We start from the raw sequence: 14,056 nt of genomic DNA, 5'->3' as shown, positions 1-14,056 counted from the left end.
CCCCCCCCCCCCCCCCTCCCCCCCCCCCCCCCCCCCCCCCCCCCCCCCCCCCCACCCCCCTCCCTCCGCAGGCTGGGTTGCATGACGATCCGGCGTTGCTCTGATGTGATCCGCGTCGCGCGGGGCCGGCAGACCTCGCGGTCCTTCGGCCCGCATCGGCCCGCCCGCCCCGCGCCAAGGCGCTTGCCCACGACCGCGCGCCTCCACCGTCGCACCTCCCCCCAACTTCGGGGGATCTCAAGGGGGCTCGCTCCCTTGATCGGGGGGTTCGGGGGGGCGGAAGCCCCCCCGCATTTGCGCCGGAGGAGGGCGGAAGCCCCCGCAACTGGCGCAACCTCTCATCAACCATTCCCCCCCTTTCCGAATCCCCCCGCCCGCCCTATCTGTGGTCGCAGGCGGGTGCTGTTCTTCACGTGCGAGGACTGGATCCTGGTGGCCTTAAATCTTCTCGCGGGAGCTGGCTCTGCTTCGGGCCGTGGCCTGTTGCACCTGGCGCCCACCTGGTTACCCAGGCTCGCGAGGATCAGATCCCTCCACGGTCGCGACGGGCCCGCCGCATGTCGCCTCCGGGCTCGACCCCATGCCGCCCCGGCGGCATCCTCTCGCCCATGACCGAGCTTTCCCTCTCCGACGCCAAGGCGGCCGCCCGCGCCGCCGCTTTCGCCGCCCGCCGCGAGGCGCACCGCAACGCCGCCGCGCATGCCGTGGCCGCCGCGGGGCATCTCCTGTCGCTGCTGGCCGAAGACGCGGCGCGCGGCGCGATGATCGCCGGCTACATGCCGATCCGCACCGAGATCGACCCCCGCCCGGCCATGGAGGCGCTGCACCGCGCGGGCGCGCGGCTGTGCCTGCCGGTGGTGGAGGGGGACGGGCTGCCGCTCTCCTTCCGCCGCTGGACCCCCGGCGCGCCGCTGGTCGAGGGGGCGTTCAAGGCCCTGGTCCCGCAAGAGGAAACCCCCGCCGATCCCGACGTGCTGATCCTGCCGCTGGTCGCCTTCGACCGGCGGGGGATGCGGCTCGGCTATGGCGGGGGGTTCTATGACCGCACGCTGGCGGCCCGGCCCGGCCTGCGCGCCATCGGCTTCGCCCACGCGGCGCAGGAGGCGGAGGCGCTGCCGACCGAGGCCACCGACATGCCGCTGGACGCCGTCGCCACCGAGACCGGGGCCACCCGCTTCCGCTGACCGCTCAGGCGAAGAGGCGCGCCTCCGCCGCCCGGCGCCGCGCGGCATGGGCGAGGCTTTCGGGCGGCATCGGGTGCAGCTCGGCCAGCGCCTCGTCCATCAGGACCACGTCGCCGCCGGACCAGTCGGCCTCGGCCTGCGCGGCGGCCCAGGCGATGAAGGCCGCGGCCTGCGCGGGGCGGGGGGCGGCGGCGGGGATCGCGAAGCCCATCAGCCGCGCCGGAACCCCGCCCAGCGGCAGATCGAAGCTGACCGCGCCGGGCCGGGGCTGCGCCGCGGCGGCGGCGCGGGCGGTGCAGACGGAGGGCGCGCCGAGGGCGGCGGCCTCGGTCACGCTCAGCAGGCGGCGGCGGGGCAGGGCGGCCTCGAGCGCGGCGAACACCGTTTCGGCCATCGCCGGGTCCCGGTGCGCGGCGATCGCGGCGCCGGGGGGCAGGACGCCGTCCTCCTCCAGTTCCAGCGCCGCGGCGAAGAGGATCGCCCGCGCCTCGCCGCCCACGGCGTCCTCGCGCGGGGCGGCGTCGGCGGGCAGGGCGAGGCCCAGCAGCTGCATCCCCCCGGCGCGCCAGCAGCCGCTCCAGTCGGCTTCAAGCGCGGCGAAGGGGCCGTCCGCGGCGGGCAGCGGGCGCAGGGGCGGCAGGTCGTCGGCGCCGGCAAGGTCATGGGGCAGAACGAGAATATCGGCGGTCGCGGCGTCCTCCGCCGGGGCGGGGCGGTCGCGCCCGGTCTCGGCCCAGCCGGAGAGGAGGGTTTCGGGGAGCGGCGCGCCCGGCCCGCCCATGCCCGCGACGCGCAGCGGGCCGGGGGCGTCGGCGGTCTCGGCGTCGCGGGCGTCGGCCCGGCCGCGGAGCCGCGCGCCGACCGCCGCGGCGGCCCCGGCCGAGGCGCCCAGCAGCGCGCGCCGGGACAGTCCCGCGCGGCGTGCGGCGCGCATCCATGCAAATCCTGGCTGGTCGGTCATGCGGCCCTCTCGCTCCCGCGGGGCCGCGGCGGCGGGTGAGTCCCCGCGCGGCGCGCCCCGGGCCATTCGGCCCGGGACGGCGCAATTTTTCAACAGCTTCGATGCATCGCGCCGGTTCAGCGCGTGCCCTGCGCCGCGTCCGGCGCCGGTCAGAACCGCGGGCGGCCGAGCAGCCCGAAGGCCATCGCGCCGATGCGGGCGCGCACGCGGCGCCGCCAGCTGTCGGCGCCGGCGAGCCCGGCATGGTCGATATAGAGCAGCCCCTCGCGCGCGTTCAGCTCGCGCGGCGTGGACAGGGGCAGAAGGCAATGGGCCGTGTGAACGTTCATGGTTTTATCCCTTTGCGTAAAATGCAGAACGTCGTGTGTGACGCTTTCATGACATTTGCGCTTCGGGAAACGGATATCAAGCTTTCGGTTGAATTATCCCTAATTCACGGCCCCTTGACCCCGACCCCGCCCTCAGCGCGCGAGGCACGCGGTCAGACCGTCGGCGATGGCGCGCAGCAGGGCGGGATACTGGCCCTTGCCGGTGGGAATGTCGGCGCCGAGCGGATCGAGCCGCCCGGTCTTCGCCTCGGTCCCCTCGGTCAGCGCGCGCAGCAGGCGCTCGGGCTGCTGCGGCTCGACGAAGACGCAGGGCGCGTCCGCCGCCGCCAGCGCGTCGCGCAGCGCTGCCACCCGGGCCGGGCCGGGGCGGGCCGCATCCGACTGCGCCGCGGCCCCGAGGGGCGAGAGGCCGAAGCGCCGTTCGAACCAGCCATAGGCGTCGTGATAGGCGACATAGGGACGGCCCTGCACCGGGGCGAGCTGCGCGGCGAGCTCGGCTTCCAGCGCCGCGAGGTCCTCGGCCAGCGCGGCGGCGTTGGCGCGGTAGAGCGCGGCCTGGTCGGGATCGGCCGCGGCCAGCGCCTCGGCGATGCGGCGGCCCCAGTCCGCCGCCTCGCGCGGGTCGAGCCAGGCATGGGGGTCGACCCCGCCATGGTCATGGGCGTCCTCGTGGCCGTGATCCTCGTCGTGGTCGTCGTGGCCGTGATCGTCATGCCCGTGATCGTCATGATCGTCGTCGTGATGCGCCTCGTGATCGTCATGGCCGTGCTCGCCCTCGTGGTCGTCGTGACCGTCATGGCCGTCTTCCTCCCCGGGCAGCGGCCCGAGCGCCAGCACCGCGGCGCCCGGCGCCAGCCGCGCCGCCGCGTCGGTCATCCACGGAACCAGCGCCGGGCCGACCGTGATCACAAGCTCGGCCCGCGACAGCGCCCGCGCCTCGGACGGGCGCATGGCGTGGTGATGGGGCGAGGCGTCGGGCGGCAGGATCAGGTCCGGCGTCCCCGCCCCCTCCATCACCGAGGTCGCGATGGAATGAACCGGCGCGATGTCGACCGCCACGCGCGGCGCGGCGACCAGCGGCGAAGCGGTTGAAAGCAGGACGAAAACCAGGGAGAGGCTGCGCATCGAAAAGGCTCCGGTCATCGGAAAGGGGGAGGGCTTGCACCGGCGAAGGGCTACTTGTTATAACATAACATGTCCAGAGGGAGATTCGAGATGCCCGATCCGAGCGATGCCCAGGGCGCGGCCGCCCAGACCGGCTGCGCCTTCGCGCGCCATGACCACGGGCGCTGCCGCGAAGACGCGCTGGCCCATGCCGCGCAGACCTGCGCCGCGCAGGGCCTGCGCCTGACCCCCGTGCGCCGCCGGGTGCTGGAGATCCTGCTCGAATCCCACCGCGCGCTGGGGGCCTACGAGGTGCTCGAACGCCTCGCGGCCGAGGGGCTGGGCGCCAAGCCGCCCGTCGCCTATCGCGCGCTGGAGTTCCTGACCGCCAACGGCTTCGCCCACCGGATCGAGAAGCTCAACGCCTTCGTCGCCTGCGCCCACCCGGACGGGCCGGAGGGGCGGCACACCCCCGCCTTCCTCGTCTGCCGCGCCTGCCGTACGGTGGCCGAGACGGCGGCGCCGGCCGCGCAGCCCGGCCTCGGGGCCGCCGCCGATGCGCTGGGCTTCGAGATCGAGACCCAGGTGGTCGAGGCGACCGGCCTCTGCCCCGCCTGCCGGGCGGAGGAGGAGGCGTGAGCGCGCCGCTGCTGGCCCTGCGCGGCGCGGGCGCGTCCTTCCACGGCGCCTCGGCGCTGTCGGGCGTCGACCTCGCCATCGCGCCGGGAGAGATCGTGACCGTGGTCGGCCCCAACGGCGCCGGGAAATCCACCCTGATCCGCCTTGCGATCGGCGCGCTGAAGCCCTCGGCCGGCAAGGTCGAGCGCCGCGCGGGCCTGCGCATCGGCTACGTGCCGCAGAAGCTCCATGCCGAGGCGGCGATGCCGCTGACCGTGGACCGGTTCCTGAAGCTGGGGGCCTCTGCGGGGCGGGCGGAACGGGCGCGGATGCTGGAGCATGTCGGCGCCGGGGGGCTGGCCGGGCGCCAGCTCTCGGCCCTTTCGGGCGGGCAGCTGCAGCGGGCGCTGCTGGCCCGCGCGCTGCTGCGCAAGCCCGACCTGCTGGTGCTGGACGAGCCGACCCAGGGCCTAGACGCCCCCGGCGCGGCGCGGTTCTACGCGCTGATCGAGCAGGTCCAGCGCGAGGAGGGCTGCGCCGTGCTGCTGGTCAGCCACGACCTGTCCGTCGTCATGCGCGCCTCGGACCGGGTGGTGTGCCTGAACGGGCATGTCTGCTGCGAGGGCAAGCCCCAGGCGGTGCTGGATTCGGCGGAGTGGAAGGCGCTGTTCGGCGCGTCCGAGGCGCAGGCGCTGGCCTTCTACCAGCACCGGCATGACCATGATCACGACCACGTCCACGATCATGACGGCGCCTGTGATCACAATCATGACCATTCCCATGACCACGCCCATGCGGCGCAGGGCGGAGGCGCGGCGGCGTGATGATCCTCGATGATTTCCTGGTCCGCGCGGCGCTGGCCGGCGCGGGGGTGGCCTGCGCCGCCGGGCCGCTCGGCTGCTTCGTGGTCTGGCGGCGGATGGCCTATTTCGGCGATGCGGCGAGCCACGCGGCGATCCTCGGCGTCGCGCTGGCGCTGGCCGCGGACGTGCCGGTGTTCGGCGGCGTGCTGCTGGCCGCCGCGGCGATGGCGGCGGGGGCGGCGAAGCTGGCCGGGCGCAGCTGGGCGATGGACACGCTGCTGGGCGTCGCGGCCCATTCCGCGCTGGCCGTCGGCCTCGTGACCGCGGCGCTGCTGCCCGGCGTGCGGCTGGACCTCGAGACCTACCTCTTCGGCGACATCCTCGCCGTCGGGCGCGGGGACCTGCTGGTGATCTGGGGCGCGGCGGCGGGGGTCTCGGCGCTGGTCGCCTGGCGCTGGCGGGGGCTGATCGCCTCGACCCTCAACGCCGATCTGGCGGCGGCGGAGGAGCATGACCCCGAGCTCGAGCGCCTGGTGCTGGCGCTCGCGCTGGCGCTGCTGGTGGCGGCGGGGATCAAGGTGGTCGGGGCGTTGCTGATCACCGCGATGCTGGTGATCCCTGCGGCCGCGGCGCGCAGCTTCGCGAAGACGCCCGAGGCGATGGCGGTGCAGGCGGCGGGGATCGGCATGGCGGCGGCGGGGCTCGGCCTTGCGCTGGCCTGGCACGCGGACGCCCCCGCGGGCCCGAGCATCGTGGTCGCCGCCACCGTGATCCTGGCCCTGTCGATGAGCCTGCGCGGCCTGCTCGACCGCGCCTGAAGGGCCGCCCAGGGGCGCGTCGCGTCCCCGGGTCCGGGCATTGGGCCGTCAGATCGCCGCGGCGCCGCCGACCACGTGCAGGTGGCCGCGGGCGGCGATGGCGCCGACGCCCTTTCGGCGCGCCTCGCGCGGGGCGAAGTCGTCGCGCATCTCGGCCAGCGCCTCGCGCATCGCCTCGAGCCGCTGGCGCAGCAGCGTGCGGTCCGAGAGCGACCACTGGTCCGTCCGCGCCGCGGCCCGCAGGTCCGAGGCCGCCCGGCGCAGCGCGATGCCGTCGAGCACCCGGCTCAGCGGCTCGCCCGGCCGCGCTTCCGCCGGCGGGCGCAGCGACAGGGCGACCGAGAACAGGTCCATCGCCCGCGTCCAGTCGCGCCATTCGAATTCCAGCCGCGCGTCCTTTTCCCCGTCGCGGGACACCGAGAGGGGCCGCCAGGGAATGCCGAGCGAGTCCGCCGCCGCCGCCGCCGCCGGTTCCGCGCAGATCAGCGCGTCGCAGTCGAGCAGCTGGTGCAGCCAGCTTTCCATCCGTCCCTCGGTCTGGATCATGTGCAGCCCGGCGGCGGCGGCGAGGCGCTGGGCCGCGCCCTCGGCCATCAGCGGCCCGGGCATGAAGGCGACCCGGCGCGGCCCCGCCCAGCGGCGGCGGCGCAGCGGCCCCGGCAGCGCGTCGGCGGTCAGCGCCGCCGGGTCGCACAGCCAGTGCTCGCCCCGCAGCCCCAGCGCCTCGGCGGTCTCCGGCCCGCGCAGGAAGCGCAGGTCCCAGTCGGCGGCGGTGAAATCGGGCAGGTCGAGCGGGTCCGAGGCCCCGGCGCCGAAGACGATGATCCGCGGGTGATGCTCCAGCGCCGGGTTGTGGGCGCTGAGCGCGGGGCCGCATCCGAGGAACAGCGTCCCCCCGTGCGGGGCGCAAAGTTCTGGCATCAGGCGCGGCCAGAGCCAGCGGTTGATCGCGGCGGCGGCGGGGCTGTCCTTGCCGGAGCGTTTCCAGATTTTCATGTGCTTCGCCTTCCCTGCTCGATGGCGTTCTTGCGCGCCCTGGCGTTCACGGGGGCTCGGACGCTTGGTCAGCGTAGCAGATGAATACAACCTTGGGTAGATTCATGTTGACTCGTGCAATTTCGGGTAGTGAGGGGGCGGGCCTGGCGAGTCGCGGCCGGGGGTTGCCGCCGACGCGGCGGCGGGGCAGGGTGGCCGCCTGCGTATAGATCGAGGCGCCCCATGAAATTCACCCACACCGCGCAAGACATTCTCGACCTCCTGGATCGGGAGTTCTCCGCGTATCGGGTCAACATCATCGGAAATGGATACGTTTTCCCGGCCAAGTCGCGGCTGAGCCTGTATCGCTCGGCCGCCGACTGGGCCATGGTGGTCGAACAGTTGGGCTTCATGGCCAGGGAGCCGCGCGAGGACGGCGCCGGGGTGACCATGCAGACCGTCGGCCCGGTCTTGCGGGGCCGCAGAACGGCTGGTGATTTCGTGTCCGAAGAGGCCTGGCGCAGGTATTGCGAGGAAATGGCCGGACAGACGGAGGAGCATGACGTCTGGCCGCTGGATGTGACGGACTGGGCGGTCCCGGATGAGGATGACGCGCCGGATGAAGCCGCGTACTGGACCATCGCGCCCGGCGGGACCTGCACCCTGCGCGGCGAGCGGATTGCGCATCCCTCCCTTCAGGACTGCGCCGCGGCGGGGGTGACGCCCGAGGGGGAGGGGGTCCAGGTGCATGAGCTGCTCCGGGTCCTCGCGCACCGACACCCGGAGGCGGTGATGGCGACGGAGGAGGAGCGGCGGCGCCACGTGCCCGGGGACATGGAGCTGTTCCTGCGCCTCGACGCATGGCGCCACCCCGACATGGCCGAGGACGAGCTGCCGTCGGAACGTCCGGGCTTCCGGCAGATGGCCGAGGCGCTGGCGGCGGGGGACCCGTCGCTCTACCGCGCGCCTGGGCCGCCCAACACCCACTGGCTGAACTGGCCCGAGGCCGGCCGCCTTTAGCCCCCCGCGCGCCGCAAGCGCCCGGCGGCGGCACGCCGCCTGCCCGCGCGAACGGGGGGCTTGTCCCCCCCTGAGCGCGGGCATCCTCCCTCTCCTGACGCGCTTCGGGTCGTGCGGGCGGGCTCGGGGAGGGGCAGGCCCTCCCGCTCGTCCGCCCGGCGTCGCCTGCGGCGCCGCGCGCGCCATCCCCACCGAAACGCAAAAGGGCCGCCCCGGGGGCGGCCCTTCGCATCTCTGGGGCGCAGGGCCCTCAGATCTTCTGGTCGTACTCGCCCACCGCGGGCTCGGTGCGGATCACGGCGTCCACGTCTTCGAAGATCGCCTTCATCTGCTCCTTGCTCTCGGGGCTTTCGCAGACCACCACCAGGTTCGGCGTGTTGGAGGACGCACGCACGAGGCCCCAGCCGCCGTTCTCCAGCATCACGCGGGCGCCGTTGACGGTGACGATGCTCTCGATCTTCACGCCGCCGAGGCTGCCGCCCTCCGCCGCCTTCGCCTCCATCTTCGCCACGAGACGCTCCAGCACCTCGTATTTCTCCTCGTCCGAGCAGTAGGGCGACATGGTGGGGGTGGTGAAGGTGACCGGCAGGGCCTTCTTCATGTCCGACAGGGACAGCTCCGGGTTACGGTCCATCAGCTTCATCACCTCGACCGCCACGCGCATGCCGCAGTCGAAGCCGCGGCCCACGGGGGGGGCGATGAAGTAGTGGCCCGATTTCTCGAACCCCGCGAGGGCGCCGATCTCGTGCACCCGGCGCTTCATGTGGGAATGGCCGGTCTTCCAGTAATCCGCCTTGGCGCCCGCCTCGCGCAGCACCGGGTCGGAGGCGAACAGGCCCGTCGACTTCACGTCCGCCACGAAGGTCGCGCCGGGATAGAGCTTCACCAGGTCGCGGGCGAGGATCACGCCCATCTTGTCGGCGAAGATCTCCTCCGCCTCGTCATCCACCACGCCGCAGCGGTCGCCGTCGCCGTCGAAGCCGATCGCCATGTCGGCGCCGTGCTCCTTCACCAGGTCCGACATGTGATGGAGCATCTCCATCGCCTCGGGGTTCGGGTTGTAATGGGGGAAGGTGTAGTCGAGCGTGGCATTCGACTCGACCACCTCGACCCCGATCCGCCGCATCAGCTCCGGCCCGAAGGCCGCCGCCGTGCCGTTGCCGCAGGCCACCACGACCTTGAGCTTGCGCGACATCTTGAAGTCGCCGGCGAGGTCGTCGAGATACGCCTCCCGGATCCCGTCCACGCGGATGTACTTGCCGCCATCCGCGGCCTCGCCCTTGCCGCCCATGACGATGTCCTTGAGCTCGGACATCTCCTCCGGCCCATGGGTCAGCGGCGGCTCGAAGCCCATCTTCACGCCGGTCCAGCCGTTCGGGTTGTGCGAGGCCGTGACCATGGCGCAGGGCCCGATCCCGAGGTGTTCGCGCGCGAAATAGGTCATCGGCGACAGGGCGGTGCCGACGTCATGCACCTCGATCCCCGCCTGCATCAGGCCCAGCACCAGCGCGTTCTTGATGGTCAGCGAATAGTCCCGGTAGTCGTTGCCCACCACGATCTTCGGCGGCAGCCCGCGCTTGCGGATCTGGGTCCCGAGGCCGAGGCCGAGCGCGGTCATGCCGGGCAGGTTGATCTGCTCGGGGTACTGCCAGCGGGCGTCGTATTCGCGAAAGCCGGTCGGGGTGATCATCGGCTCGCGCAGGAAGTCCCAGGTGTTGGGCGTGACTTTGGTCTGGGGAATGGTCATCTCAATCTCCTCGCGCGCGGCTCAGCCGTTCGGCTCCGAGCCTTCGCGCGCGTAAATGTCTTCGTAGCGGACGATGTCGTCCTCGCCGAGATAGGGGCCGGACTGCACCTCGATGATGTGCAGGTCGAGCTTGCCCGGGTTGGCGAGGCGGTGAATGGCGCCCAGCGGGATGTAGACGGACTGGTTCTCGCCCAGCAGGGTCTGCTCCTCGCCAACCGTCACCGTGGCCGTGCCCTCGACCACCACCCAGTGCTCGGAGCGGTGGTGGTGGGATTGCAGCGACAGCTGCGCGCCCGGCTTGACCATGATGCGCTTCACCTGGAAGCGGGGGCCGAGGCTGAGCGTCTCGTACCAGCCCCAGGGGCGGTGGAAGCGGGGGAAGTCCACGGCTTCGGGCGCGCCCTCGGCCTTGAGGGCTGCGACGGCGTCCTTCACGCGCTGCGCCTCGTTCTTGGGGGCCACCAGCACAGCGTCGCGCATGGCGACGGCGACGATGTTGTCGAGGCCGACGCCCACCAGCCGCGGCCCGCCCTCTTCCGAGCGCAGGTAGCTGTCGGTGCAGTCGAGCGCGGTGACCTTGCCCTGGGTGGCGACGCCCTTCGCGTCCGGGCCGGTTTCGCGCCACACCGCGTCCCAGGCCCCGAGGTCGTTCCACCCGCCCGAGAACGGCACGACGGCGAGGTTCTCGGCCTTCTCCATCACCGCGTAGTCGATCGAGATGTCCTCGGCCGCCGCGAAGGCGTCTTCGCCGAGGCGGAAGAACATCAGGTCCTCGCGCCCCTGGTCGATGGCGGCGCGGCAGGGGGTCACGAGGTTCGGGGCGTGGGCCTCGAACGCCGCGATGATGTCCTTGACGCGGAACAGGAAGATGCCCGCGTTCCACAGGAACTTGCCGGTGTCGAGCATCTCGGCCGCGGTCTTCGCGTCCGGCTTCTCGACGAAGCGCACCAGGTCGACGGCGGCGCCGTCCGGGGCGCCGGGAAGCTCCAGGTAGCCGTAGCCGGTCTCGGGGCGGTCGGGGGTGATGCCGAAGGTGACCAGCTTTCCTTGCGCCGCGGCCTCTGCCCCGGCGGCGATGGCGGCGTGGAAGGCGGCGGCGTCGTTGATCACGTGGTCCGAGGGCGCCACCAGCATCAGCGCGTCGGGGGTGTCTTCCAGCGCCAGCGCCGCGCACAGCACCGCGGGGGCGGTGTTGCGGGCGCAGGGCTCGAGCAGGATGCGCGCCTTCTCGACGCCGATCTCGGACAGCTGCTCGGCCGCGATGAAGCGGAAATCGGCCCCGGTGATGACCACGGGTTCGCCGAACCCCTCGCCCATCAGGCGGCGCAGGCTCGCCTGGTACAGGCTCTCGCTGCCCAGCAGCGGCGAGAACTGCTTGGGATAGCCCTTGCGCGAAGAGGGCCACAGGCGCGTGCCCGAACCGCCGCAGAGAATGACGGGAAAGATCATCGACCAAAGCTCCGAATGGATGTGTCCGCTGTTGCGGTGCAATCAGGCCCGACGATGCAAGAACTCGGCGCAGGCCGCAACCGGGCGGCGGCGCGACACGGCGCCCGCGGGGGCGGGGCGGCGACGGGTCTCGCAACGTTAACTCAATGTCAAACCTGTTGGCGTCAGATCCTCGCAGGACTCCCCGGGAAGGCGCGCCGAAGCGCGGGCCGAGCAGGTCCCGGCGAACCATGACGCGGCGGCGGCGCAGCAAGCGCCGACGCGCCGGCGTCTTAGGACGGAGCAGGCGCATGAAGCGTGGCGAGGCAACCGGGAACCAGACGGCGCGGGCAGGGACCGACGCCGGCGATGGCGCGTGCGCGGAGGCGGCGCCGCCGCTCCGCCGCGGGGGCAGGGCGCGCCGCAAGGCGGCGCCGAAGGCCGCCGGGACCAGGGCGGCGGGCAAGGGCGCCGCGATGACCGGCGCCAAGGGTTCGAGCGGGCGCGCCCCCGGCCTGTTCCCCGACCTGCCCGGCCAGCCGCGCCCCGACCCCGCCGCCCGCGCCTGGATCGGCGGCGAGGCCGCGCCCCGTCCCGCCCCTGACATCTCGGTGATCATGCCGGTGCGCGACGCCGCCGGGTTCCTCGGCGCCGCGCTCGGCGACCTGATGGGGCAGACCGGCCTGCGGCTGGAGGTCCTCGCCATCGACGACGGCTCGGTCGACGGGTCCGGCGACACGCTGCAGGCCGCGGCCGAGCGCGGCGCGCAGGACCCCGACGCCCCCCACGCGCTGATGGTGCTGCGCCTGCCCGCCTCGATCGGGCAGGCGCGGGCGCGCAATCTCGGGCTCGAGGCCGCGCGCGGGCGCTGGATCGCCTTCCTCGACGCCGATGACCGCCTCGCCGCCCCCGACAGCCTGCGCCGGGTGATGGCCGAGGCCGAGGCCGCGGGGGCCGAGATCGCGGTGACGCGCTATGAAACCCTGCCGCGCTCGGGCCCCGCCCGGCCCGGCCGCCGCCCGCCCCCGGCCGAGGGGCTGGTGAACGTCGCCGACCACCCGGGCCTGGCCGAGACCTCGTCCTGCTGGCAGCTGCTGATCCGCCGCGACCACCTGCGCCGCGCCGGGCTGCGCTTCGACCCGCAGCTGCGCCAGCGCGAGGACCGGCCCTTCGTGGTGCAGGCGCTGCTCTCCTCGGCCCGGGTGCTGGTGTCGGAGCGGCTGCTGGTGCGCCACCGGATGCATGACGGCGCCACCATGGCCCGGCGCGGGCCCGACCAGCTGGCCCAGTTCGCCCGCCACCTGACCGTGCTGGCCGAGGCGCTGGAGGCCGCCGAGGCCCCCGCCCCCGGCGCCCTCGCCGCCTATCGCGCGGGGATCGAGGCGGCGGCCTTCGTGCAGGCGCTGTCCTACTGGTCCGCGACCATGGCCGACCCGGCGGCGTCGGAACAGGCCGAGGCCGCGCTCAACGGCCTCGCCCGCCTCGCCGGGCCGGCCCCGGGGCTGCTGGCCGGGCGCTGGGCCGAAACCGGGCTGCCCGCCTTCCCGCCGGAGCGCGAGCGGCTGATCGCCGAGGGCGCGGCGGACCTGCTGCGCGCCCTCGTCAGCGCCGGGCGCTTCGCCGCGGCGCGGGACCTGGTGGCCCGCGGGGCGCTCACCTGGCCCGAGATCGCGGCCGAGGCGCCGCACCTGTCGCCGGGCGGCCGCCGCGCGGCGGGGCGGGCGCTGACCTTCGACCGGGGCGCCTCGGCCCCCGTCCTGCGGCGCGGGGTGTCCGGCGACGACGCCCGCGCCCGCCTGGCGCAGATGGAACTGGTGCTGCATGTCGGGATGCCCAAGACCGGCAGCTCCGCCTTCCAGGCGTATCTCGAGGAGAACCGCCTCGCCCTCGCCGCCCGCGGCGTGCTGGTCCCCGTGGCCGGCCGCTCGCGCCCCCGCGGCGCGCGGCGGGACCGCTCGGCCGGGCATGACCTGCTGGCCGCGGCGCTGATGCGCGGCGAGGAGGCGCCGCTGCGCGCGCTGGCGGGCGAGGCGGCGCTGGTCGGGGCCGACCGGGTGGTGATCTCGGCCGAGACGCTGCTGGCGCCGTCGCTGTGGCGCGGGGCCGAGGGGCTCGACGCCCTGCGCGCCGCGCTGCCCTTCGCGAAGGTCCGGGTGATCGGCCTCTACCGCGACCCTGCGGAATGGGTCGAGCGGCTGTGGCGCGACCTCGCCGCCAACCCGCGCAACGGCTTCGCCGATCCGCCCGCGCGGCTGGCGCGGCGGCTGGCGCGGGCCGGGCTGACCGACCCGGATGGGCTGCGCGCGATGCTCTCGGCCCGGTTCGACGACGTGCGGTTCGAGCCCTTCGCCGGGCATCCCGACGCGGTCGAGGCGCTCTGCGCCATGGCCGGGATCGACCGCAAGGGGCTGGTCCCGGCCCCGGCGCGCTTCTCCAACCCCTCGGTCCCCGCGGCGCGGGCGCTGAACGTGCTGGCGCTGAAACGCGCCGGGGCGGCGCCCGAGGCGATCGAGGGCGTGCCGGACGCGCTGCTCGACGGGATGGAGGACGGGCCGACCCCGCCCCCGGGGGCGCCGCTGCTGGACCTCGGCAAGACCGCCGCGTTCCTCGCGGCCGAGGCCGCCGCGAGGGGCGGGACGGCGGGCGGTCCGCAGGACCCGGCCCCCGCCCTCGCCGCGCCGGGCTGCGGGCCGCGCCCGCCGGGCCGGGCGCTGCTGACCGCCGCGCTCCGGGCCGGGGCCGCGGCGCTGGAGGCGGCGAAGACCGCCCGTCCCGCGCCGCCCGCGCCGGCCGCGACCCCGACCTGGATGCCGCGCGCCGCGCCGGGCGCCGCCGGGCGGCTGCCCGCGGGCGTCCCCTCGGGCGAGGACGCCGGCGCGGGCTTCGCCGAGGGCCCCGCCGCCCCGCGCCCCCGTGCGCTGCGGCTGCGCCCCCACGCGGGGGCCGACCCCGCCCCGCCGCCGCCGCCCTCGGCCCGACCGCGCCCCCCGATCTCGGGGATCGTGCGCGGCGCGGGGCTCGAAACCGACCCGCCGACCGCGCCCCGCCCCCGCCCCCGCACCTGACGAC

The 14,056-nt window shown here is 74.5% G+C and carries 12 protein-coding genes; 6 read left to right on the top strand and 6 right to left on the bottom strand.

All coding sequences use genetic code 11. The features are described 5' to 3' along the window. Window positions 1–608 precede the first annotated feature (608 nt). Window positions 609–1,184: a 5-formyltetrahydrofolate cyclo-ligase gene (locus ACQ5SO_RS08395; RefSeq protein ID WP_430941138.1), complete on the top strand. Its 576-nt coding sequence runs from the start codon at window positions 609–611 to the stop codon at window positions 1,182–1,184. 4 nt (window positions 1,185–1,188) lie between these two features. Here the strand turns inward: ACQ5SO_RS08395 and ACQ5SO_RS08390 are convergent, their stop codons facing one another. The 3 genes from ACQ5SO_RS08390 to ACQ5SO_RS08380 form a co-directional block, all read right to left on the bottom strand. After that, window positions 1,189–2,145 (bottom strand): hypothetical protein, encoded by a 957-nt coding sequence (locus ACQ5SO_RS08390; protein WP_430941137.1) that lies wholly within the window; start codon window positions 2,143–2,145, stop codon window positions 1,189–1,191. Window positions 2,146–2,294: 149 nt separating this feature from the next. Next, window positions 2,295–2,474, bottom strand: a complete 180-nt coding sequence (locus tag ACQ5SO_RS08385; protein WP_430941136.1) for a hypothetical protein — start codon at window positions 2,472–2,474, stop codon at window positions 2,295–2,297. 132 nt (window positions 2,475–2,606) lie between these two features. Continuing rightward, complete coding sequence (locus ACQ5SO_RS08380; RefSeq protein ID WP_430941135.1) at window positions 2,607–3,599, bottom strand: zinc ABC transporter substrate-binding protein; 993 nt, start codon at window positions 3,597–3,599, stop codon at window positions 2,607–2,609. Between the two features lie 90 nt (window positions 3,600–3,689). Between ACQ5SO_RS08380 and ACQ5SO_RS08375 the strand changes: the two genes are divergently transcribed. From ACQ5SO_RS08375 to ACQ5SO_RS08365, 3 genes are read left to right on the top strand one after another with little or no spacing between them, the layout of a single operon-like run. Next, window positions 3,690–4,217, top strand: coding sequence for a transcriptional repressor (locus ACQ5SO_RS08375; RefSeq protein ID WP_430941134.1), 528 nt, complete (start codon window positions 3,690–3,692; stop codon window positions 4,215–4,217). Continuing rightward, a complete protein-coding gene (locus ACQ5SO_RS08370; RefSeq protein WP_430941133.1) occupies window positions 4,214–5,020 on the top strand; it encodes an ATP-binding cassette domain-containing protein in 807 nt (268 codons plus the stop codon). Before ACQ5SO_RS08375 ends, ACQ5SO_RS08370 begins: the two co-directional genes overlap by 4 nt. Beyond that, window positions 5,020–5,817: a metal ABC transporter permease gene (locus ACQ5SO_RS08365; protein WP_430941140.1), complete on the top strand. Its 798-nt coding sequence runs from the start codon at window positions 5,020–5,022 to the stop codon at window positions 5,815–5,817. The genes ACQ5SO_RS08370 and ACQ5SO_RS08365 overlap by 1 nt, the downstream gene beginning before the upstream one ends. 48 nt (window positions 5,818–5,865) lie before the next feature. Here ACQ5SO_RS08365 and ACQ5SO_RS08360 read toward each other — a convergent pair whose 3' ends face one another. Further along, complete coding sequence (locus ACQ5SO_RS08360) at window positions 5,866–6,813, bottom strand: hypothetical protein (RefSeq protein WP_430941132.1); 948 nt, start codon at window positions 6,811–6,813, stop codon at window positions 5,866–5,868. A gap of 222 nt (window positions 6,814–7,035) precedes the next feature. On the opposite strand from ACQ5SO_RS08360, the gene ACQ5SO_RS08355 reads away from it, so the two are divergent. Further along, on the top strand, window positions 7,036–7,812 hold the full coding sequence (locus tag ACQ5SO_RS08355; RefSeq protein ID WP_430941131.1) for a DUF7003 family protein: 777 nt from the start codon (window positions 7,036–7,038) through the stop codon (window positions 7,810–7,812). A gap of 250 nt (window positions 7,813–8,062) precedes the next feature. Here ACQ5SO_RS08355 and ACQ5SO_RS08350 read toward each other — a convergent pair whose 3' ends face one another. Then, window positions 8,063–9,559 carry a phosphomannomutase/phosphoglucomutase gene (locus ACQ5SO_RS08350; RefSeq protein ID WP_430941130.1) on the bottom strand — a complete coding sequence of 499 codons (1,497 nt, stop codon included), beginning with the start codon at window positions 9,557–9,559 and terminating at the stop codon, window positions 8,063–8,065. 21 nt (window positions 9,560–9,580) lie between these two features. Then, on the bottom strand, window positions 9,581–11,008 hold the full coding sequence (locus ACQ5SO_RS08345) for a mannose-1-phosphate guanylyltransferase/mannose-6-phosphate isomerase (RefSeq protein WP_430941129.1): 1,428 nt from the start codon (window positions 11,006–11,008) through the stop codon (window positions 9,581–9,583). A 455-nt stretch (window positions 11,009–11,463) separates the two neighbouring features. Here ACQ5SO_RS08345 and ACQ5SO_RS08340 point away from each other — a divergent pair, with 455 nt between their 5' ends. After that, on the top strand, window positions 11,464–14,052 hold the full coding sequence (locus ACQ5SO_RS08340; protein WP_430941128.1) for a glycosyltransferase: 2,589 nt from the start codon (window positions 11,464–11,466) through the stop codon (window positions 14,050–14,052). Window positions 14,053–14,056: the final 4 nt, after the last annotated feature.

Source organism: Rhodovulum sp. DZ06, assembly GCF_050586345.1.
GTDB lineage: Bacteria > Pseudomonadota > Alphaproteobacteria > Rhodobacterales > Rhodobacteraceae > JBOCEF01.
The sequence above is the reverse complement of the archived record's forward strand: the minus strand, read 5'-3'. Positions and strand labels throughout refer to the sequence as shown.

Bases quoted from the DNA above. Each gene is read 5' to 3' on its own strand.
- ACQ5SO_RS08395 (WP_430941138.1), top strand. From the start codon at position 609: ATGACCGAGCTTTCCCTCTCCGACGCCAAGGCGGCCGCCCGCGCCGCC.
- ACQ5SO_RS08390 (WP_430941137.1), bottom strand. From the start codon at position 2,145: ATGACCGACCAGCCAGGATTTGCATGGATGCGCGCCGCACGCCGCGCG.
- ACQ5SO_RS08385 (WP_430941136.1), bottom strand. From the start codon at position 2,474: ATGAACGTTCACACGGCCCATTGCCTTCTGCCCCTGTCCACGCCGCGC.
- ACQ5SO_RS08380 (WP_430941135.1), bottom strand. From the start codon at position 3,599: ATGCGCAGCCTCTCCCTGGTTTTCGTCCTGCTTTCAACCGCTTCGCCG.
- ACQ5SO_RS08375 (WP_430941134.1), top strand. From the start codon at position 3,690: ATGCCCGATCCGAGCGATGCCCAGGGCGCGGCCGCCCAGACCGGCTGC.
- ACQ5SO_RS08365 (WP_430941140.1), top strand. From the start codon at position 5,020: ATGATCCTCGATGATTTCCTGGTCCGCGCGGCGCTGGCCGGCGCGGGG.
- ACQ5SO_RS08360 (WP_430941132.1), bottom strand. From the start codon at position 6,813: ATGAAAATCTGGAAACGCTCCGGCAAGGACAGCCCCGCCGCCGCCGCG.
- ACQ5SO_RS08355 (WP_430941131.1), top strand. From the start codon at position 7,036: ATGAAATTCACCCACACCGCGCAAGACATTCTCGACCTCCTGGATCGG.
- ACQ5SO_RS08350 (WP_430941130.1), bottom strand. From the start codon at position 9,559: ATGACCATTCCCCAGACCAAAGTCACGCCCAACACCTGGGACTTCCTG.
- ACQ5SO_RS08345 (WP_430941129.1), bottom strand. From the start codon at position 11,008: ATGATCTTTCCCGTCATTCTCTGCGGCGGTTCGGGCACGCGCCTGTGG.
- ACQ5SO_RS08340 (WP_430941128.1), top strand. From the start codon at position 11,464: ATGACCGGCGCCAAGGGTTCGAGCGGGCGCGCCCCCGGCCTGTTCCCC.